Annotated in this window: 17 protein-coding genes and 1 tRNA gene; 12 read left to right on the top strand and 6 right to left on the bottom strand. The window is 30.9% G+C overall.

Translation table 11 applies throughout. The annotated features are described in order from the left end of the window. Nucleotides 1-83 precede the first annotated feature (83 nt). The 5 genes from K9L97_00865 (at nucleotide 84) to K9L97_00845 (ending at nucleotide 7,306) form a co-directional block, all read left to right on the top strand. A complete protein-coding gene (locus K9L97_00865) occupies nucleotides 84-1,304 on the top strand; it encodes a lytic transglycosylase domain-containing protein (protein MCF7871563.1) in 1,221 nt (406 codons plus the stop codon). Nucleotides 1,305-1,345: 41 nt separating this feature from the next. Next, entirely contained in the window at nucleotides 1,346-1,807 is a 462-nt protein-coding gene (locus tag K9L97_00860) for a hypothetical protein (protein ID MCF7871562.1), read from the top strand. 73 nt (nucleotides 1,808-1,880) lie between these two features. Next, nucleotides 1,881-2,001, top strand: a tRNA-Leu gene (locus tag K9L97_00855). Nucleotides 2,002-2,216: 215 nt separating this feature from the next. Further along, nucleotides 2,217-3,095 (top strand): phosphate acetyltransferase, encoded by an 879-nt coding sequence (gene eutD / locus K9L97_00850; protein MCF7871561.1) that lies wholly within the window; start codon nucleotides 2,217-2,219, stop codon nucleotides 3,093-3,095. After that, nucleotides 3,092-7,306 carry a S8 family serine peptidase gene (locus K9L97_00845; protein ID MCF7871560.1) on the top strand — a complete coding sequence of 1,405 codons (4,215 nt, stop codon included), beginning with the start codon at nucleotides 3,092-3,094 and terminating at the stop codon, nucleotides 7,304-7,306. Before eutD ends, K9L97_00845 begins: the two co-directional genes overlap by 4 nt. 326 nt (nucleotides 7,307-7,632) lie before the next feature. Here the strand turns inward: K9L97_00845 and K9L97_00840 are convergent, their stop codons facing one another. Continuing rightward, entirely contained in the window at nucleotides 7,633-10,299 is a 2,667-nt protein-coding gene (locus K9L97_00840; GenBank protein ID MCF7871559.1) for a calcium-translocating P-type ATPase, SERCA-type, read from the bottom strand. Nucleotides 10,300-10,533: 234 nt separating this feature from the next. On the opposite strand from K9L97_00840, the gene gnd reads away from it, so the two are divergent. The 7 genes from gnd (at nucleotide 10,534) to K9L97_00805 (ending at nucleotide 15,917) form a co-directional block, all read left to right on the top strand. Next, the gene (gnd, locus tag K9L97_00835; GenBank protein ID MCF7871558.1) at nucleotides 10,534-11,442 is read left to right on the top strand and encodes a decarboxylating 6-phosphogluconate dehydrogenase; all 909 of its coding nucleotides are present in this window, start codon (nucleotides 10,534-10,536) and stop codon (nucleotides 11,440-11,442) included. Continuing rightward, the gene (gene pgl / locus K9L97_00830; protein MCF7871557.1) at nucleotides 11,442-12,125 is read left to right on the top strand and encodes a 6-phosphogluconolactonase; all 684 of its coding nucleotides are present in this window, start codon (nucleotides 11,442-11,444) and stop codon (nucleotides 12,123-12,125) included. Before gnd ends, pgl begins: the two co-directional genes overlap by 1 nt. Continuing rightward, nucleotides 12,122-13,444 (top strand): hypothetical protein, encoded by a 1,323-nt coding sequence (locus K9L97_00825; GenBank protein MCF7871556.1) that lies wholly within the window; start codon nucleotides 12,122-12,124, stop codon nucleotides 13,442-13,444. Before pgl ends, K9L97_00825 begins: the two co-directional genes overlap by 4 nt. 41 nt (nucleotides 13,445-13,485) lie before the next feature. After that, a complete protein-coding gene (locus K9L97_00820; protein ID MCF7871555.1) occupies nucleotides 13,486-13,863 on the top strand; it encodes a hypothetical protein in 378 nt (125 codons plus the stop codon). A gap of 48 nt (nucleotides 13,864-13,911) precedes the next feature. Next, entirely contained in the window at nucleotides 13,912-14,256 is a 345-nt protein-coding gene (gene pth2, locus K9L97_00815; GenBank protein ID MCF7871554.1) for a peptidyl-tRNA hydrolase Pth2, read from the top strand. Between the two features lie 192 nt (nucleotides 14,257-14,448). After that, nucleotides 14,449-14,862, top strand: a complete 414-nt coding sequence (locus K9L97_00810) for a RimK/LysX family protein (GenBank protein ID MCF7871553.1) — start codon at nucleotides 14,449-14,451, stop codon at nucleotides 14,860-14,862. Continuing rightward, the gene (locus K9L97_00805; GenBank protein ID MCF7871552.1) at nucleotides 14,844-15,917 is read left to right on the top strand and encodes a RimK family alpha-L-glutamate ligase; all 1,074 of its coding nucleotides are present in this window, start codon (nucleotides 14,844-14,846) and stop codon (nucleotides 15,915-15,917) included. The genes K9L97_00810 and K9L97_00805 overlap by 19 nt, the downstream gene beginning before the upstream one ends. On the opposite strand, the gene K9L97_00800 is transcribed toward K9L97_00805, so the two are convergent. The 5 genes from K9L97_00800 to K9L97_00780 all read right to left on the bottom strand — a co-directional run bounded on the left by K9L97_00800 (nucleotide 15,914) and on the right by K9L97_00780 (nucleotide 20,077). After that, entirely contained in the window at nucleotides 15,914-16,564 is a 651-nt protein-coding gene (locus K9L97_00800; GenBank protein ID MCF7871551.1) for a GNAT family N-acetyltransferase, read from the bottom strand. The two genes, K9L97_00805 and K9L97_00800, sit on opposite strands and share 4 nt — an antisense overlap. A gap of 90 nt (nucleotides 16,565-16,654) precedes the next feature. Continuing rightward, the gene (locus K9L97_00795) at nucleotides 16,655-17,209 is read right to left on the bottom strand and encodes a YdcF family protein (protein MCF7871550.1); all 555 of its coding nucleotides are present in this window, start codon (nucleotides 17,207-17,209) and stop codon (nucleotides 16,655-16,657) included. Then, nucleotides 17,206-17,748: a ZPR1 zinc finger domain-containing protein gene (locus tag K9L97_00790; GenBank protein ID MCF7871549.1), complete on the bottom strand. Its 543-nt coding sequence runs from the start codon at nucleotides 17,746-17,748 to the stop codon at nucleotides 17,206-17,208. Before K9L97_00790 ends, K9L97_00795 begins: the two co-directional genes overlap by 4 nt. Nucleotides 17,749-17,849: 101 nt before the next feature. Next, the gene (locus K9L97_00785) at nucleotides 17,850-18,245 is read right to left on the bottom strand and encodes a cell division protein SepF (protein MCF7871548.1); all 396 of its coding nucleotides are present in this window, start codon (nucleotides 18,243-18,245) and stop codon (nucleotides 17,850-17,852) included. A gap of 104 nt (nucleotides 18,246-18,349) precedes the next feature. Then, nucleotides 18,350-20,077, bottom strand: a complete 1,728-nt coding sequence (locus K9L97_00780) for a tRNA uridine(34) 5-carboxymethylaminomethyl modification radical SAM/GNAT enzyme Elp3 (protein MCF7871547.1) — start codon at nucleotides 20,075-20,077, stop codon at nucleotides 18,350-18,352. Nucleotides 20,078-20,118: the final 41 nt, after the last annotated feature.

Genomic DNA, 20,118 nt, shown 5'->3' with positions numbered 1-20,118 from the left:
TATTTATAAATCTTTTGAAAATAATCGATATTTTACTTACTAATAAGTGATAAATATTTAAATGAATGGTTGCAACCCATATTATGATTAAATTAAATGAAGCAATTCTAAGCATAATACTAGCAACAACACCAATATCCTCAACAACAATAACACAAACAACGCCTCAAGAAGCAAACGCTAAACAACTACCAGTACAAACATACAAAAGCACAAACCCTGATAAATTAGCAAAGAAAATAACAAACACATACTACAAATACTTGGACGACAGACTAGATCAAGACAACATAAAAGAACTAAAAAAATCATTAAGAAAATCATTAAGCACAATAATTTACAAAGATGAAAATGCAATACTAGAAATAAAAGATAAAATACAAAACATAATCTACGATAAAAACGAAAAAGCCAAAAGCATCAGAGAATTCAAAAAAGACATAAACAAATTCATAAGAAAAATAGATGAAGAATCAAAAATAAACAATATACTAAAAGAATACTATTTAGAAAACACAATTAACAAATATATAGAAATAAAATCAGGAAATAAAACAACAAAAATAACAAAAAAAGAAAAAAAACAATTCAAGCAAATAGAAATAATAAACAAACTAAGAATGACAAGAGATTTTAATGAAAAAGAACTAAAATACTTAGCAACAAACAAAGACCAATTCGAAAGTAGGCTAAAAATCCTAAGAAAATTCTTGAATCAAAAACACAAAAACCCCGAGGAAACAATATATGAATATATAAAAAAGAAAAATCTAATAGAAAACGGATACTCGCTCATAGAAGCAAAACAAATAATATCTGGAAACTATGAAAAACTAACACTTACTGAAAAAATATTAAATCGTGCAAAAAAAGTCCTCAAACCGACAAACTTCTTAAACTTGTGTGAAAAATACGATACAGACCCAGCAAAAGAAATGGCAATAATTGCAACAGAATCAATGTTCAACCCAACAGCAACATCCTGGATGGGAGCATACGGTCTAAGACAGTTATTAAAAAGCACAGCAGAAAAACTAGGTGTAGATCGACATGACATAAATCAAAACTTGGAAGGAGGAATAATGCACATTAAAAATTCATATGAAGAACTTAAAGGAAAGGGATACAGCGAAGACGAACTATTCACTCTAGCACTAATAGATTACAACGCAGGACAAACAAACAGAAATAGATACTTAAAAACAGGATACTTGCCAGAAGAAACAAGAAAATACATACCAAAAGTAAAAAAATATTATGAACTATTCAAAGAAATAGACATAAAAACGCTACTGACAGAATAAAAACACAAAACTTAAAACAAAAATAAGACTTCTAACAACGCATGAAACAAAACAAAAAACTAAATATAATAATGATCATAATCATAACAATACTAATAATTGCAACAGGACTAAACAACTATGAAAAATACACGCTGCAAAATATTCCCAAAATAGAATGTGAACAGACAAATCAAATAAATAACTCAACACCATACATCCAAACATTCACTCAATATGTCTGTGAAAACTATAAAATAACACAAACGTTATTTACCAATAAAAAAACAGCGAAACTAGCATCGCAAAAAACAATACAAGAACAAGAAAATGTAAAAATAAAAAAATGCCATAAAGATAAAACAATATACAAATACGAAGAAGAAAACCCTTACTTAATAATACTTGAAAAAGAAGGATCAAGAAATGAAATTCAAACAAAAATACTGGTGCAAGACTACTCACTAACAACACTTATAGAAACAACTAATCAAAAAACAATAAATCAATATTCAAAATGTTAAAAATTAAGTATGTTGTAAATAAACAAACTTTTATAAATAAATTACCAGTTTCTAAAAGAAAAAAGACATAAATGCGGGGGTAGCAAAGCCTGGTCAAATGCGCAGGACTTAAGCTTCACCAAAAATGACACTCATACGTGTATGAGACATCCTGTCACTTAGTGTGTTCGAGGGTTCGAATCCCTTCCCCCGCACTCCTTTTTTTCTAAAAATAAAAAGAATGCACAAAACAATTTATTGCAATCTTAAAACAAAATTAAAAGAAAAAACAATACAAATAATCAAAAAATCTCATTTCAGCATTTTTTTTTAACAAATTATAAGATTCTTTGATTTTTTGCTGCAAAATTTTATTATATGCGCATAAAATAAATAAAAATTTATATACCTGCACTCATCAAGCAACAATATGGAACCAAGAATAATACAAGAATTAAGAGAAAAAGCTAAAAAACTTCAAAAAACAATAATTCTGCCAGAAGGCAATGACCAAAGAATACTGGAAGCAGCAAAAAAAATAACGGATATGAATTTAGCAAACATAATATTGACTGGGGACAAAGCAAACATAGAAAGAAAAGCAAGAATACACCAAATAAACTTAGAAAAAGTAAAAGTAATACAAGCAAAAGGAATAGAAGAAGGACTAAAATTACTAAAACAAGAAAAAGCAGACGGATTAGTAGGTGGGGCAACAATTACAACAGCGGAACTTTACAAAACAGCATTTAAAATAATAGGAAAAAAAAACAAAAAAGCATCCACATATTTTTTGATGGCAGAAGAAAAAAAATCATTTTTATTCACAGATTGCGCGTTAAATATAGACCCTGATGAAGAAATGCTAGCAGAAATAGCAACAGAAACTATAAGATCAGCAAAACAACTAAATATTATTCCAAGAGTAGCATTTCTTTCATTCAGCACGAAAGGATCTGCAAAACATCCCTGTTTAGAAAAAATAAAAAAAGCCGTGCAAATTACTAAAAAAAACCATAAAGAAATACCTATAGATGGAGAAATACAAGTAGATGCAGCAATAGAACCAATGATAGCAAAACAAAAAAATCCGAATTCTGAAATAAGAGGGAACTCAACAATACTAATTTTTCCAGACTTAAATTCTGGAAACATAGCGTACAAGTTAGTGGAAAGACTAGCAGGATATAAAGCAATAGGTCCAATAAGTCAAGGACTGAACAAACCAGTCAATGATTTAAGCAGAGGCTGCAAAGTAGACGACATAATAAATGTTGTTTGTATAACTGCAATCCAAGCAGGAAAATGAAAGGAAAACAAACAAATAAAAGCAAAATAATAACTGCATTACTTGTATTGACAATTCTTATTCTAACTAGTTGCACAACACAATACTTAGAAATGCAAAACATGGACATAGAATTCGAACAAGAAGACACGCAGCAAAACAATCAACAACAAACAAATCAAGCCACAAACCCAACAAATACACAAAACCATGAATACGCAACATCAGAAACTCTAAAAATCTCTCTTGCAACTTTAAAAGATTTTTACTCTGTTGGAGAACAAATAAAATTAACAGACCCTCCGGAGAAAGGTTTAACAGGAGATTCTGTTTCTGATTTTGAAACTCCAAAATATTCCGGATATATTGTTGAATTTGAAGAAGAACCTTTGGCTAAAGAATACTCTAGATTAAAAAAACTTGCAAAAGAAAATGAAAATTCTTTTTTAGAAGAAAACATTGAGGATAGATTAGAAAATTACAAATTAGATTTGGAAGAAAAACATGAACAAACAAAATCAGAAATTTTGCAAAAAACAAATAATGAAATAAAATCAAGTTATACAAAAGTGTTTAATGGAATAAGTTTAGATCTTTTACCTTCAGAAATTCAAGAAATAAAAAATATTGAAGGTGTGAAAAGAATCTATCCTGATTACGAAGTAACAGCCTTTTTAATGGATTCTATCCCCTTAATCAATGCTGACGATGTTTGGGAACTAGATGAGAATCTTAATCCTTGTTTGGAAGAAGAAAATTGTTTGACAGGTAAAGATGTAATTATTGGGATAATTGATACAGGAGTGGATTATACTCACAGAGATTTAGGAAGTTGTACGACAGAAGAATTTTTAGACGAAACTTGTGAAAAAGTTGTTGGGGGTTATGATTTTGTAAACGATGATGGAGATCCAATAGATGATCAGGGTCACGGAACACATGTTGCTTCAACTGCTGCTGGAAATGGGGTTTTGAAAGGTGTTGCTCCTGATGCAAAAATTTATGCATACAAAGTTTTGAATTCATTAGGAGGGGGTTCTTTAGGAAATGTTATCTCTGCAATTGAAAGAAGTTTAGATCCTAATGAAGATGGAGACTTTTCAGATAAATTGGATGTTATTAGTTTAAGTTTGGGAGGTTCTGGCAATCCAGATGATCCAATGAGTTCTGCAATTGATAATGTGGTAGATGCAGGAGTCGTTGCAGTCATAGCTTCAGGAAATTCTGGTCCAAATGAACGAAGCATTATGAGTCCTGGAAATGCAAGGAAAGCAATAACAGTTGGTGCAACGTATAAGAAAAATTATGATGGAAGTTACTGGGATTTTAATCCTCGTGTAGATCAGGTAACTTCTTTTAGTTCTAGAGGCCCTGTTCTTTGGGAAAATGAAGAAGGAAACATTATGGCGTTAATAAAACCCGATATCGTTGCTCCTGGAGCAATTATTTGTGCTGCAAGATATGATTCTATATTTCCTCCAGGAGAAAACGAATATTATTATCCCTGCTTAGATGAAGATCATGTCCAATTAGCAGGGACTTCTATGGCTACTCCAATTATTTCTGGAGCAGTTGCTTTGTTAAAACAAGCACATCCTACTTGGAATGCTTTCGACATGAAAGGCTCTTTAAGAAATAATGCTGTTTCTTTGAATCAAATAAGAACAATTCAAGGTAGTGGAAGAATTGATATTTTTGAATCTCTTTTAAATACAAATGATGAAAGCGCATTAGCTTTTTTAGATCAATTTCCCTATTTTTCGGAAGGAATTTTGGAAGTTAGAGGTACTGCAAAGGGAAATTTTGATTCCTACAAAGTCACTTATTCTAAAGAATCTTCTTTGAGTGGACCAAAATTAATCTGTGAGGGAACAGAAGAGATTATTGAAGGAGTTTTATGTCCTGAATTTGATACTACCCGTCTTATGGATGGAGACTATTCTTTACAGATTAATATTTACAAAGAAAATCAAATTGTTTCTAATGATATGAATATTTTTTCCATAAACAACCTTGAAATAATTTCTCCTAAAGAGCCTGGAGTTTATAGGTTCGGGGAGACTATTCCAATTTTTCTTAACATTTTAAATCCCTATTACGAATTATCTTCTTTCGAAGTATTTTCAATGGACAACTCACAAATTATAAATGCAGTAGGAATAACTCAAATAAATAAAACTTTTTTTTCTTGGGACACATCTCTTCTAGATCAGGAGGGTTTTTATATAATTAATTTTAATTTTAATTTTTTTGGAGAAACCTTTACCGAAAGCACCCCTATTCTATTTATTAGCTCTTCTTTGAAAGAAGGCTGGCCGAAAGAATTAGATTGGCAAGGAGGAACTTTTGGAGGAAATTCACAGGATTCTCTTATGCTTTTTAAAGATAAAACTTTTTTATCTTTTATCCCTAACAATAATAGAAATTCTTTTTCCTTTTACACTTTTGGAAATGAGAGTGTTTTTATCAAATCCTCTGAAAATAATTTGGAAGTAACATCAACTACAGAAGATTTTAGAGTTCTTGATAATACAGAGCAAAATTTTGATTTTTATTACTGGCCTGGAAAAGTTGAACCAGTTATAGAAGATTTGGAAGGAGATGGATCTAAAGAAATTTTGTTTTATTACGCGGGAAATCCTCTAAAAGTCTATGCATTTAAAGAAGATGGCTCTCGTTTAGAAGGCTTTCCAATCGAGGTTGATGTATATAGCCCTCCAGGATCTAACGGTGGACTTCCGGGAGGAAATATAGGCCCCCCCTCAGTTATAGATTTTAATAATGATGGTTTGAAAGAAATTGTCGTAAATGGAATTTATAATTTATTTGTCTATGATTTATCTGGGAGCCTTATTAGAAAGATTCCTTTAGAGATTTCTTCTCAGCCAAACAGTTTAATTGTTTTAAAAGATCTTAATGGAGATGGAAATATTGAAATACTCAAAGTTTATGATTCTTTTGAATTTGAAGGAGTTCCAGAAAGCGCTTTGAGATTGGCAGTTCTTGACTTAGATGGAAATTTTCTTCCAGGATGGCCAAAAATTGTGTATAATAAACAGTTTGGTAATGGTTCTTTCTCTTGCGGTATACTTGGCGGATATGAGACAAGCTCTCTTATTGCTAATTTAGACGATGATCCAGAATACGAGGTTGTTGTGCCTTCAACAAGAAATGTTTTTGACGAAGGAGTGTTTACTCTAGAAAATTGGCATTGCGAGGGAAGAATTTTTGCTTTTAATTTTGATGGCTCTCTAGTTGAAGGATTTCCTGTTAATGTAAATGGTTTTGCTCTTGAACCTGGAGTTATAGGTGATGTTGATTCAGATGGATATGATGAAATAATTTTTTATACTAATAAAATGAATCGCCCAAACGTTTTTGGAAATGGAGTTTATGTCCTCGAAGAAAATGGGTCTATAAAAACAGGTTGGCCTCAATTTGTTTCTTCAGGACATCTTTCAAGTCTTTCTTTATTTAAGCAAAGAGATTATCTTAACATTTCTATAAAAAAAGGTTTTTGGAACTATATCTTAGATAGAAATGGAAATGTTGTTTTTTCTGGAGGAGAACCAGTAAAATCAGTTCCCGTTCTTTTTGGAAAAATTGAGAACAATATTTATGGGTTTATAGGAAAATATTTTACTTTTAGAGGTTTAAGTCTTATTTATTTATCAAATTTCTCAGACAGCTCTATTGAAAAGAAAATTGTTTATCCAGAAATCAGTATGTATTCTGTTTTTGATCTTGAAGGAGATAATTTTAATGAATTAATATCTAGTTCTGTAAATTGGAACATTCGTAAAACTTTTATTCAGGTTTTTAATTTAGATTCTCCTTTTAGGGATGTAGAAATGGACTGGCCAATGTATCAACACGATTCCCAACATACAGGTTGTTATAATTGTGAAGATATCTCAGTCCCCCTTGGAAATCCAAGACCTCAATCAAAAATAGTTAATTCAGGAGATGTTGATGTACGAGGAATCTTAACTTTAGCTTTACAGAATAAAATTGAAAACCATTGGAGAAATATTCGCATTGTTACAAATGAAAAAGTAAATATTTCTGCAAATAATTTAATAAAACTAGATATTGGAAAATATTACGGATGGAATTTAAAAAATGTTTCTGTGGAATCCCCTGGAAAATACAGGGTTTATGGAAGTTTTCAATACGATGAAGTATTTATCGAAGATTCTTGGGAGTTTGAAGTTTTAGAAACTTCTAACTGAATAATTCTAAACATTTAATTTATTTTTTTATTGTGCGCTAGCGTAAGGAGTTTAATAAAAATAAATGCTTTGCATTTATTGTACACAAAAGCTTTGCTTTTGTCGTACCCCTATTTGCATAAAAATATTTGTTTATTTTTGTTGTATTAGAAACTATGTTTCTGTGCATTTAGGCTGGAGATACACAATCGACACTTTTCGTATCTTTGTGCGTTGGATACGCCTTTGCGTTTCTAAGCAGACTCGGAGCAGGGATTTTCATCATACTAGACAATTTCTAATCTTAAAAATTAATGTCAAAAACATAAACGTAACCATAACATAAATCACTCAATATACTTAGAAATAAAATATTTTTTAAACATGTGATTGGCAATGCCTACAATTAAAGCAACGATAAAAATCATCAACCAATCAATCCAAAGTAATGGAACTGTTCCAAAATAATTATTCAAAGGACTATAAATAACTAACAACTGCAAACTAAAGCTGACAAGAACAGCATAAATTAACCACTTATTGCTAAAAACGGAAAGATTATATTCAGACCTGATATTATGCAGTCTAACAATTTCTAAAACAACCAAACTTGTGAAAACAAGTGTTTGAGCTTTAGGCAGAGAACCAGTATTCGCAAAATCAAATCCTAAGCCCCAATCAAATAAAAACAAAACCCCTATTGTAATCCAAAAAGCAACAAAAACAATATTATAAATCATAGATTTGTCCATTATAGGATCATTTTTTTTCTTAGGAGGTCTATTCATCAAATCAGAAGGATTTGGATCTACACTTAAAGCCAAAGCAGGCAACCCATCAGTTACAAGATTAAGCCAAAGTATCATAATTGCAGTCATAGGCAATGGCCAACCAAAAATAATAGCAAAAAATATTACTAATACTTCGGCAACATTGCTAGATAATAAATAATTAACAAACTTCTTAATATTTTGGTAAATGCCTCTGCCTTCTTCGACAGCATTAACTATGCTGGTAAAATTATCATCTTGCAAAATCATGTCGCTAGCTTCTTTTGTAACATCAGTTCCAGTAATGCCCATACTGATTCCTAAATCCGCACTTTTAATTGCGGGGGCATCATTAACACCATCACCCGTCATAGCAACAACTTCACCAATGCCTTGCAGAATATCAACAATGGCCATTTTATGACTTGGTTCAACACGAGCAAAAACACCGACATTTCTAATAATTGTTTTTCTTTTTTCAGGAGATAATGCCATAAAATCCGAGCCAAGCATAGCATCTCCTTTAATACCTATCTCAGAAGCAATGCCTTTAGCAGTATTAATATTATCGCCTGTAATCATGATGACTCTAATGCCTGCTTCATAACATTTTTTAACAGCACTTTTTACTTCTCTATGAGGAGGATCTATCATTCCTTGTAAACCAATAAACACCAAGTCATCTTCAATAACATTAGAGGAATACTTTTTATACGCAAAACCTAAAACTCTCAAAGCTTTAAGGGCATATTCATCATTTTTATCTAAAATTTTCTTTCTTAGTGAAGAAGTTAATTTTTTTTCTTTTCCGTTAATTAAAATTTTTTTACATTTATTAAGCAATAATTCAGGAGCACCTTTGCTAAAAACAAATTTTCCCGACTTATTCTCAACAACAACACTCATCATTTTCCTCTTAGAATCAAAAGGTAACTCATTAACACGTTTATAACTCTTAAAAAATAAATCATGTGCCATACCACTTTTTTCTGCGCTAACAAGTAAAGCAGCTTCTGTAGGATCTCCTGTAATTCCTGAACTAGAAACACTAGCATTATTACAAAGAACGCCGCATCTAAAAAGTAACTTATCGTTTTCATTTAAAGAACCTTGGTGTGCAACGACTGCTCCATGTAAATCATACCCCAGACCCGTCAATTCAAATTCTTTATTATTTACAAAAGCAACACGCACAGTCATCTCATTTTTAGTTAAAGTTCCTGTCTTATCAGTGCAAATAATTGTTGCTTCTCCCAAACTTTCAACACTTGGCAACCTTCTGATAAGAGCATTTTTCTTTAGCATCTTCTTAACACCGATAGCTAAAGCAATAGTAACAACCGCGGGTAGCCCTTCAGGGACAGCAGCGACAGCTAAACTAACTGCAGTTAAAAGCCACTCTTTAGAAGCCAATAAAAAATCAATGATTGAACCTGAACCTAAAACTCCGAAAATATTATCTCTTATTTCACCTGCTAAAAAAATAACTAAACACAAAGCCAAAGTAATCCAAACAATCTTGCTACCAAGAACCTCAAGTTTTTTCTGAAGAGGAGTCATTTCTTTTTCAGTAGATGAAACCATATCTGCAATTTTTCCTAATTCTGTTTTCCTGCCTGTTTTAACAACCACAGCCAAAGAATTTCCTTTATTAATAGAAGTGCCTGAAAAAACCAAATTTTTACGATCTGCTAAAGATAAACCGCTTTTTAAAATACTAGAAAACTTATTTACAGACAAACTCTCTCCTGTCAAAATACTCTCAGACACGCCCAAACCATTAACTTCAATAAGTCTGGCATCAGCAGGAACTTTATTACCTTCCTCTAAAAAAATAATGTCTCCAGGAACTAAAAACTTAGAATCAATAACGCTTTTTTCTCCAGATCTAATAACAGTAGCCTTCAAACTTGTTAATTTTCTTAAACTTTCCAAACTCTTCTCTGCCTTATATTCTTGAATAAAACCAAAAATTGCATTAAACAATAAAATTATAAGGATGACGACGCCATCAACAAATTCTCCTGAGAGAAAACTAATTATTAATGCAAACAACAAAACATAAATAATGAATGATTTGAATTGAGAAATAAATAAGACAAATGGATTAATACCTTTATTATCAGCTAGAACATTCAAACCATGAATTTTTCTTAGTTTAACAACTTCTTGCTCAGAAAGACCACTTTTAGAAACATTAAAATGTTTCAAAACATCTTCAATGGACAAATCATAAAAATTCAAACCCTCACCTCTAAAATATAAAATATGACACAGACTTTTTAAAGGTTTTTAATTAGCTTATTAGCAACATAATTATTTTGTAAATTTTTAATGCGAAACTTTTTTACGCAAAATTAAATTTAGTTATTATGTTAACTAAAAAATAAGGATTTTTTAGAAAATTCCTTTTTTAGCTGAATAATGACCCACAAATTATATAAAATACATTACGATTCAAGAGTCTAGGTGGAAGAAATGAAAATAGGATTCGTGGGTTTGGGGAAAATGGGTTATAATATGGTTGAAAAACTTCTAGAAAAAGGTCATGAAGTCGTTGTATATAATAGAAGTCCTGAAAAAGTAGAAAAAATAAGTAAAGAAAAAGGAGCTATACCTTCAAAGAGTTATCAAGAACTAGTAAATAATTTAGAAAAACCAAGAATTATTTGGTTGATGACACCTCACAAAACAGTAGATGAAATAAAAAGCAAAATAGTGCCTTATTTAGAAGAAGGAGACTTACTAATAGATGGGGGAAATTCTAAGTATACAGAAACAATAAGGCGTTCAAAAGAACTTCAAGAAAAAAGAATACGATATTTTGATGTGGGAGTATCAGGAGGTCTAGCAGCAGCAAAAACAGGGTATTGTATGATGTGCGGAGGTGCTGAAATTGACTTTAATAAAATAGAGCCAATAATAAAAGCTATGTGCGTACCAAAGGGATATGGTTATTTTGGTCCAAGCGGTGCAGGGCATTATGTAAAAATGATTCATAATGGAATAGAATACGGAATGATGCAAGCTATAGGAGAAGGATTTCACGTCATAAGTGAAGGACCATTCAAAGAACTTGACATGGAAAAACTATCTGACTTGTGGAATAACGGAAGCATAATACGAGGGGCTTTAATGGAATGGGCTAGAGATGCATTCATACATCATCCGGGAATGAAAGACGTGGATGGATTTATCCCTCACAGTGGAGAAGGTCTATGGACTGTTGAAGAAGCAGAAAAAAATAATGTGGAAATACCCATAATAAAAAAAAGTTTGGAAATAAGAGAAAAATCAGAAACTAAAAAAAATTTTGCAACAAAAATAGTGTCTGTACTAAGAGATGAATTTGGGGGCCATGGAGTAAAAAAGAAAGAGAACAGATGATGAAACTACTAAAATATCCTAAAAGAGAAGAACTCATAAAACACGCTGCTTCATTCATAACAGATGAAATAGAATTTCTTGCCAATCAACAAGAAAAAATATTCATAGGCTTGGTTGGCGGAACAAGCACAGGAAAACTGTACGAAGAATTAACTAAAAAAAATATTAAATCATGGCAGAAATGTCATTTTTTCATATTAGACGAAAGATACGCACCTATAACTTCAAATGAAAGCAATTATAAAACAATAAAAGAAAAACTGCTAGAACCGCTATTAAACAAGAATTTGATACAAAATAAACATGTTCACAGAATAAAAACGGAATTATCAGGAGAAAAAGCAGCTTTTGATTACTCGAAAAAATTCGAAGAATTCGCAGGAAGAATAGACATAGCAATTCTGAGCAGTGGAGAAGATGGGCACGTAGCAGGAATATTTCCTGAAAAAGAATATACTGACAAACAAGCATACGAATACTTTGAAGATTCTCCTAAGCTTCCCAAAAAAAGAATAAGTATTGTTCCTGGAGCATTAGCAATGACAAAAACAGCATTCGTACTTTTTTTAGGAAAAGAGAAAAAACAAGCATTAAAATCATATCTTAACAATACAGAAAAAACAATACCGCAACAAATACTAGATGAAATAGAAAACACAATAATCGTAACAGATCAAAAATGAGATATCCAAGTAATAATGAATATGTGGAAAAAATGATAAACATAGTAATATTTGGAGGAACAGGAGATTTAACAAAAAGAAAATTAGCTCCTGCACTAAATAATTTAGCAACAAACAAAAAATACAAAATAAACCTCATAGGCGTAGGAAGAACAAATCTGGACAACCAACAATACGAAAAATATTTGAGCATACCAAAAAAAAACAAAAACCTTAAAATACAATACTTCAAAGGGGATGTATCTGATAAAAATTCAATGAAAAAATTCTACGAATTTGTGCATAAAGAAAAAGCAGATCAGACAATATATTATTTAGCTACATCATATAATTTATTTGATAAAATATTCAATATAGTAAAAGACTGTAAATATCAAAATATAAAACTGATGATAGAAAAACCTTTTGGCTCAGATTATAATTCATGGGAAAAATTAAACAAACTAATGAAAAAATATTTCACAAGAGAACAAATATACAAAGTAGATCATTACGTGGCAAAACAAACAATAGACAACATACTGCGCTTAAGATTATCAAACCCTTTTTTTGAAAACATATGGAATTCAAAATTCATAGACAAAATAAAAATAGTCTCAAAAGAAATTAACGGCGTTGAACAGAGATTAGAATACTATGATGGTTCTGGAGCAATAAAAGACATGATACAAAATCATTTATTACAAACAGCTTCATTAATCTTGATGGACCCGCCAAAAAATACTTATGCAGACGAAATAAGATACCAAAAAACAAGAGCAATAAAAAAACTCGAATTTGAAAAAGCCATCCTTGGTCAATATGAAGGATATGAAGAAGAAGTCGAAAAAAAATTAGGAAAAAAAACAAAAACAGAAACGTATTCAAAAATATTTTTTAAATCAAAAAGTAAAAGATGGGAAAACTCACAAATAATATTAGAAACAGGCAAAAAAATGAATAGTGATGAAGCATACATAGAACTAGAATTCAAAAAAGAACCCTGCACAATATACTGCGACTTTAATACTGCACCCAACAAGATAAGAATCGATATTCAACCAAGGCAAAATATATCATTAACAATAAATGCCAAAATGCCCGGAGAAACTCCGGACTTAAAACCAGTGCAAATGCTTTTTTGCCCTACATGTGAATTCAAAGGAAATACGCCGACAGCATACGAAACAATAATTGATGAATGTATAAAAGGAGAAAAAAGACTATTTATAAGAGCAACAGAACTAAACGAAAGCTGGAAACTTACAGATAAAATCATAAACAAAACAAAAAATAAAAAACTAATCAAATACAAAAAAGGAAGTGAAAGCATGAATTAATTTCATTAAAATATAAAAATAAACAACGATTCTCTAAAACTATGAGTTTTAAAACATATGCATCTATAGGAACTATTGTAACCTCTCTACTCGTGGGAGGCTGTAAATTAGGAGAAAAAAACAATACAGAACTTCTTTTGAAAACAGAAGAAACTTATAAAAATGTTCCTGCTCCAGGAAATGTGCCTGGCATTCTTGTTTTTACGATAGGAAGAATTATAGATAAGAATTCATTTGAATACGCAGTTTTTAAAACAACCAAAGACAAATATGCATACATAAAAATGAGTGATTGGAAAAACATAAAAGAAAGCTTGAAATATAAAGATACCTTAAAAGTCTCAGGATTTGGAAATAAGTATAGCATAAAAATTGGAAATGAAACCACAGACATAATAACACACAATACAAAATTTTAAGCATTAAAAATAAAAGAATATAAAAATAGCACCCACATTTCTAAGATTATGGAACTAAAACAAGTAATAATAGCAAGAAATGATCTTAAAATGCCAAAAGGAAAATTAGCTGCGCAAGTTGCTCATGGCAGCGTTCAGGCATTGATGCATTCAGATAAAAAATTAGTAGAAACATGGTCAAAACAAGGCATGAAAAAAACAGTGCTAAAAGTAGATTCTGAAAAAGAATTAAGAGAACTATTAGTTTTAGCAAAAAACGAAGGACTGGCTTGCGGACTAATAAATGATGCAGGAAGAACATTTTTAACACCTGGAACAACAACAGTTTTGGGAATAGGTCCTGATATCGAAGAAAAAATAGATAAAGTTACAGGACACCTTAAGTTGCTGTAAAAGAACTCAAATAACAACTAAGTTTTCCCTAAAAGAAAATATTCAGATTTAAAACTTGGAACTTTGAAAGATAATTTCTTTTATTGTGTGATTTTCCCTAGTACAAAAAAAGAGAATTATGTAAAGCCTGCAAGCAACATTTATAAACAAATCATAATAAGCTTTAAAAAGAAGCATTTATTCTTGAAAAACATGGAGGAAGAGAGTAAAACAATATTGGGGATGGCAGAATTTATAACAATAAAAGGTAAAGACAAAAGAAAACAACTAATCCTTCCTGCAAGAATAGACACTGGGGCAACTAGATCTGCAATACACACAGAATTTGTAAAAGAACTACAATTAGGTCCTGTAATAAAAGCAAGAAAAGTAAAAAATGCGAATGGAACAACAGTAAGACCTGTAATCGAAGTGGAATTAATAATAAAAAACAAAACACTAAGAGAAGAATTTACTGTGGCAGACAGAACACACATGAAATATCCTGTTCTGATAGGAAGAAACATACTAAAACATGATTTTTTAATAGATGTAACAAAAGATCCGACGAAAGATCCGGATCATAAATACCAAAAGAAAGTGATAGAATGGTTAAAGCAGCAATAATAAGTTTAGGAAGCGTAAGCAGTAAATGGACGTACGAAGCGATGAAAAAGTACTTTGACGAAGTAGAAGAAATACAATTAAAAGATATAGAAATAAATATATCTGGAAAAAAAGCAGAAATATTATACAAAGGAAATCCTCTTGATGAATATGATTGTATAATGCCAAAAGGAAGCTTTAGATACGCACAAATACTAAGAAGCCTAACAACTATATTAGAAGGAAAATGTTATATGCCTATAGATCCAAAAGCTTTCACAATTGCTCATGATAAATTACTCACACAATTAATGCTACAACAACACAGCATACCCATGCCAAGAACCTATATTTCATCAACTATAGAAGCTGCTAAAGAGCTACTTGGAACTATGAATTATCCTATAATAATGAAATTTCCCCAAGGAACTCAAGGAAAAGGAGTTATGTTTGCAGACTCATACGCATCAGCAGTAACAATACTTGACGCTGTAAGTAGTTTAAATCAGTCACTTATAGTCCAAGAATATATAGAAACTGAGTCAACAGATATACGCGCATTTGTAATAGGAGAAAAAGTAGTAGCATCAATGACAAGAAAAGGGAACACAAATGAAAAAAGATCAAACACGCACCAAGGCGGGATGGTTGAACAAATAGCTCTTGATGAGCAAACAAAAGAAATAGCTGTAAGGGCAGCAAAAGCAACGGGTGCAGAAATATGTGGGGTGGACATACTAGAAAGCATACGTGGTCCATTAGTAATAGAAACAAATATCAGTCCTGGATTACAAGGTATAACAAAAGCAACAAAAGTAGACATAGCAGATTTAATAGCAAAATATTTGTATAAAAAAACAGTTGAATTTTTAGAAACAAAAGATGGAAAAAATAAACAAAACGTAATGACTGAAATAGATAACGAAGGAAGCATAATAACAGGGTTAGATTATAGAGGAACAAGAATATTGTTGCCAGAAGTAGTAAGTAAGGCTGCAAGACTTGGAAGTGAAGATCAAGTAGAAATAAGAATAAAAAAAGGAAAAATAGTTATAGATAAATTTGAAGTGAATTAAAGTTCTTTTACATAAACAGTTAAACCAATCTTTTCATTTGGAAGGAGATATTTCCAAAAAAAAGTATTTTCTATTTCAGAATATTTCTTAAAACCATTTTTTAGCCAGAAAGTCTTGTTGTCATTAAGTTTTGTTTTCCACGTACCCGCACTTATTCTTTTACAACCATTTTTCTTCGCGTGTTTAAAAAACTCTTTCAAAAGCTTTGAACCTGTTCCTTTACCTCTTGCTTCAGGAAGAATATTGATATGAAGACTTCCTAAATTTTTAGGATATTTAATATTTATTTCATCAGATTTGCCAAATATTGCACTAATTATTACTTTAATATTCCAATTGCACCAGAATTTTCTGTCTTTCTTAGACATCCACAAAGATCTTGCTATTGTTTTGAATAATTTTGATAATAATTCTTTTCTATCATCGTGCCTAACATTTAGACATCCAAGCAAATAACCAACAACTTTTCTATTTTCTTCAGCAACAAAACAATTCTCAGGTTCTTCTTCCAAATAATATTTTATTTCTTCAGCAACATATTTTTTATTATCAATAAAACCTTTTAAAGATTTACCAAGAAAAAAAGTTTCAAACTGGATATTTTCAACAGCTTTTCTGTCTTTAGAATTATATTTGCGAATAAGCATAAGTCCATATTTTATAATCTATTATTAAAATATTTTTGTTTTTTTATAAATAGATTGGAATGATTGATAGGGCAATTATTAATAAAATATTTATGATTTATCAGAATATAATTTTTTAATTAACAAATATATGGCTTTATGGTCTCCATCCCTTATAGGATCTAACCAGTTTTTTGTTACCTTCAGAATTGATGTTTCTTTCTTATAATTATTTTCAACATCACTAATGTTCTCTTCAGACCCAACAAATCTTAGATTATGTGAAGGACCAAAAACTTTCTTAAAAATATATTCAGATCTTTTAATATGAGATTTTGATGTAATGACACAAATTTCCTGAATAGGCTTCAAATTCATAATCAATAACTTTGTATAATACGCGTTACCTATAGTATCTTTAGATTGCTCTTCTAAAATAATTTTATCTTCAGTTAGTCCGTTTAAAACCAAATATTTTTTAATAGCATTAGCTTCAGTTAATTTAGGTGTGAAATTCAAAGATATGCTATGATTTCCTGAAGCAATAATAAAATCATAATTTTCTTTTGAAAATTTTTTAAATGCTAGATCCGCTCTAGCTTTCACTTTAAAAGCTAAAGAACCATCACTCTTTAAAGAACCACCAAGAACAACTAAAATCTTCATTTCCCATTTTTAAATTCGGTTTTCTCACTTATTATTGCAGAGTTACCTGTAGGATCATCAAGAGTTATTTTTATTTTTTCAGAACCCATCATGACTTTGGTAAGTTTTTTTATTATATTTTTTGCTTTTTTCTTTTCAGAATCATCATCAGTATTATCCCTAATCTTTTCAACTTGAACTTTCATACGATTAAGAATGCCTTCTATATTTGTCACATATCCGTTACTTGCCTCGCCAGGTTCAATACTTCCAACGTGAGCAATTTTTATAGTAGCGCTACTAGATTTTACAACTCTAACTTTAAGATCTTCTTCGCACGTAACTTCAAAACTTGCTTTGACCGGACCCTTAGATTCGGAAGCTTCAACATCTGCTTTATGATATCCGCAGTCTTCATTTTCGCAGTCCATTGAAAAAATTATTAAATTCCCAAAAAACGGAACTTCTCTTTCAGCTTGTCTTAAAGTCAGTGTTTTCTTATTACAAAAAGGACAATGTTCTCCCTCTAAAACTTCCGAATTAAAATCTTCTACACTCATACACAGACGAACTTATTCATTTATTTAAAAATATTGTTGTTAAAGAAAACAACAAGGAAAAAGAAATAAAAATTTTTAAGAAAAATTAAGAAAAAAATAACTTAGTCATCAAAGTCCTTAGCTTCGCCAGAAGATCTATAGATTCCTGCAAAACTTGGCACAACAACAATATAATCCTCGCCAAAACCAGCAATGTCTCCGCCAATAGCTTCGATTGTCTTTTTTAATTTATTTATAGCTCTCTTTAGCTCAACCATATCTTTCTCCCGCAAAGGACCTATGTTTAACAAACAAATAGTGTATCCTTCTCTTAAGACTTCGATAACATTCTTAACATCAGTGAAATCATCAAGAACAAAAGGCCTTACCATAACACGCGAAGATGCTCCATGATCCATATCTGTATTCAATTCAACATACTCATCTTCTGTTTCGCCCTGATCTTCTTCATCATATCTTGTCTTTTTGAACGATTTAAGACTGAAAAACTTCTTCATACACATTCCCTCCAAATCAATTTAAGCTTAACAATGAACCCGAAGGCATTCATTAATTACCTCTACACAGGACTTAAATTTATTATTATTTAAACCTTTCGCTTCTAATCTAGTTGTTTGAACATATAAGGGCCTTTTAATTCATATCCAAGCTTTCTATAATATTCCCTTACACCAATACCTGATATTACCAAAATTTCATTTTTATTATTTGAAATAGCAATTTCTTCGGCTTTAGACATTAGTTTTTTACCAAATCCTTTATGTTGCGAATTACCAGCTTCATCTCCAATAGCAATTGCGGTTCCATAAACATGCAACTCTCTAATAATTGCTGTTTTATCATTAAATTCATCTCTTAAAGAACAAGAAGGTATTCTTAATCTGACAAATCCTAATAATTTATCATTAGCATCAACCAAACTAATAAAATACTCAATTCCTTTAGAAGCAGAATATTCAATAATTTCAAAATCTACAGGCTCTAAAATAGGATTTTTTCCTATTTCTCTTGAACGTATATCTTTTAAAACAATTCCTTTTTTCTTAATTTTTTCTTCTACTATTTGACGCAAATTATTCTTTTTAATACCATCAAAACTATACTTAACAGGAATATCTCTTTGCACCCTCATAATCCTACAATACTTAGGAACAAATCTGCAAGATTCCGCAATAATATCTGAAGCATCTTCAGTGTTTAAAGGTGTGTATTTGCCTTGCTTAAAATCTAAATAAAGCTTAGTGCCAGGCATAACCATTGTAGGATAGACCTTTAACATATCAGGTACATAATCCGAGTTTTCAAACAATTCCTTAAATGTTCTAATATCTTCTTCTTTACTAATGCCTGGAAGACCGGGCATCATATGGAAATTCAGTTTAAAACCTAAATCTCTAAGGATCTTAATGCTGTCTTTAGTGTCTTGCAAATTATGACCTCTATGTACTTCATTCAAGACATTTTCGTTTAATGTCTGAACCCCTAATTCCACTCTAGTACAACCAAGTTTCAACATTTGATTACCATGTTCTAACAACCCCCAATCAGGTTTTGTTTCAATAGTCAAACCAACACACCTAATGATTGTTGTCTCATTTTTCTTCTGCGCTTCAATCAAAGAACATCTTTTTTTCTCCTTTAAAGCAAGTAATTTTCTATGAATTTCATGTTGTCTATGCTTATCATTAATATTGCCTGGCAACAAAAAAAAATCTTTAAATTTTTCAATATCTAAATCATCCAAATTATGACCTTTCCCGGAAAAAAACAGTTCAGAAAAATCATTCATGGCTAAAAATGCATCTCTTACAAATTCATCTTGATATTCCTTAGAAAAACTAGGGAATGTACCCCCCATAATTATTAATTCAACTTTATCAGGGCTCTGGCCAATAGCTATATATTGCTCCAAACGATTCATAACTTGTAAATAAGCATCATAATTATTTCTAATACCTCGCATAGTTGCCGGCTCATTACCAGTATAAGACTGAGGAACGTTTCCAAAATAACTATCTGGTCCCCCAGGGCAATAAGTACACTTACCATGAGGACATCTAAAAGGAGCACTCATGATTGCAATAACTGCAACACCACTACCAGTTCTAACAGGTTTAGTAGTTAAAAAACGTCTAAAAAACGACAAATCTTCTTTGTCAACATTAAGTAAAATCTCAATATCAGTAGGGATAAACTTTAAACCATATTTCCTACACAAACTCACTTTAAATTTAGCAATTTCATCCTTATTAGGAGAATTATCTATCAAAAAAGACTTCAAATCCTCAAAATAAACATTTTTCAATTCCCCAAAATCATTATTTGTCATTAAAAAACAGAAAAAAACCGCAGTTTAAATAAGTATTGAAC

The organism is Candidatus Woesearchaeota archaeon (genome assembly GCA_021735165.1).
GTDB lineage: Archaea > Nanobdellota > Nanobdellia > Woesearchaeales > 21-14-0-10-32-9 > JAIPET01.
This window is presented reverse-complemented; position numbering and strand designations above follow the sequence as displayed.

Bases quoted from the DNA above. Each gene is read 5' to 3' on its own strand.
- K9L97_00790 (MCF7871549.1), bottom strand. From the start codon at position 17,748: ATGAGTGTAGAAGATTTTAATTCGGAAGTTTTAGAGGGAGAACATTGT.
- K9L97_00820 (MCF7871555.1), top strand. From the start codon at position 13,486: ATGAGTTTTAAAACATATGCATCTATAGGAACTATTGTAACCTCTCTA.
- pth2 (MCF7871554.1), top strand. From the start codon at position 13,912: ATGGAACTAAAACAAGTAATAATAGCAAGAAATGATCTTAAAATGCCA.
- pgl (MCF7871557.1), top strand. From the start codon at position 11,442: ATGAAACTACTAAAATATCCTAAAAGAGAAGAACTCATAAAACACGCT.
- gnd (MCF7871558.1), top strand. From the start codon at position 10,534: ATGAAAATAGGATTCGTGGGTTTGGGGAAAATGGGTTATAATATGGTT.
- K9L97_00825 (MCF7871556.1), top strand. From the start codon at position 12,122: ATGAGATATCCAAGTAATAATGAATATGTGGAAAAAATGATAAACATA.
- K9L97_00800 (MCF7871551.1), bottom strand. From the start codon at position 16,564: ATGCTTATTCGCAAATATAATTCTAAAGACAGAAAAGCTGTTGAAAAT.
- K9L97_00785 (MCF7871548.1), bottom strand. From the start codon at position 18,245: ATGAAGAAGTTTTTCAGTCTTAAATCGTTCAAAAAGACAAGATATGAT.
- K9L97_00795 (MCF7871550.1), bottom strand. From the start codon at position 17,209: ATGAAGATTTTAGTTGTTCTTGGTGGTTCTTTAAAGAGTGATGGTTCT.
- K9L97_00805 (MCF7871552.1), top strand. From the start codon at position 14,844: ATGGTTAAAGCAGCAATAATAAGTTTAGGAAGCGTAAGCAGTAAATGG.
- K9L97_00865 (MCF7871563.1), top strand. From the start codon at position 84: ATGATTAAATTAAATGAAGCAATTCTAAGCATAATACTAGCAACAACA.
- eutD (MCF7871561.1), top strand. From the start codon at position 2,217: ATGGAACCAAGAATAATACAAGAATTAAGAGAAAAAGCTAAAAAACTT.
- K9L97_00780 (MCF7871547.1), bottom strand. From the start codon at position 20,077: ATGACAAATAATGATTTTGGGGAATTGAAAAATGTTTATTTTGAGGAT.
- K9L97_00845 (MCF7871560.1), top strand. From the start codon at position 3,092: ATGAAAGGAAAACAAACAAATAAAAGCAAAATAATAACTGCATTACTT.
- K9L97_00860 (MCF7871562.1), top strand. From the start codon at position 1,346: ATGAAACAAAACAAAAAACTAAATATAATAATGATCATAATCATAACA.
- K9L97_00810 (MCF7871553.1), top strand. From the start codon at position 14,449: ATGGAGGAAGAGAGTAAAACAATATTGGGGATGGCAGAATTTATAACA.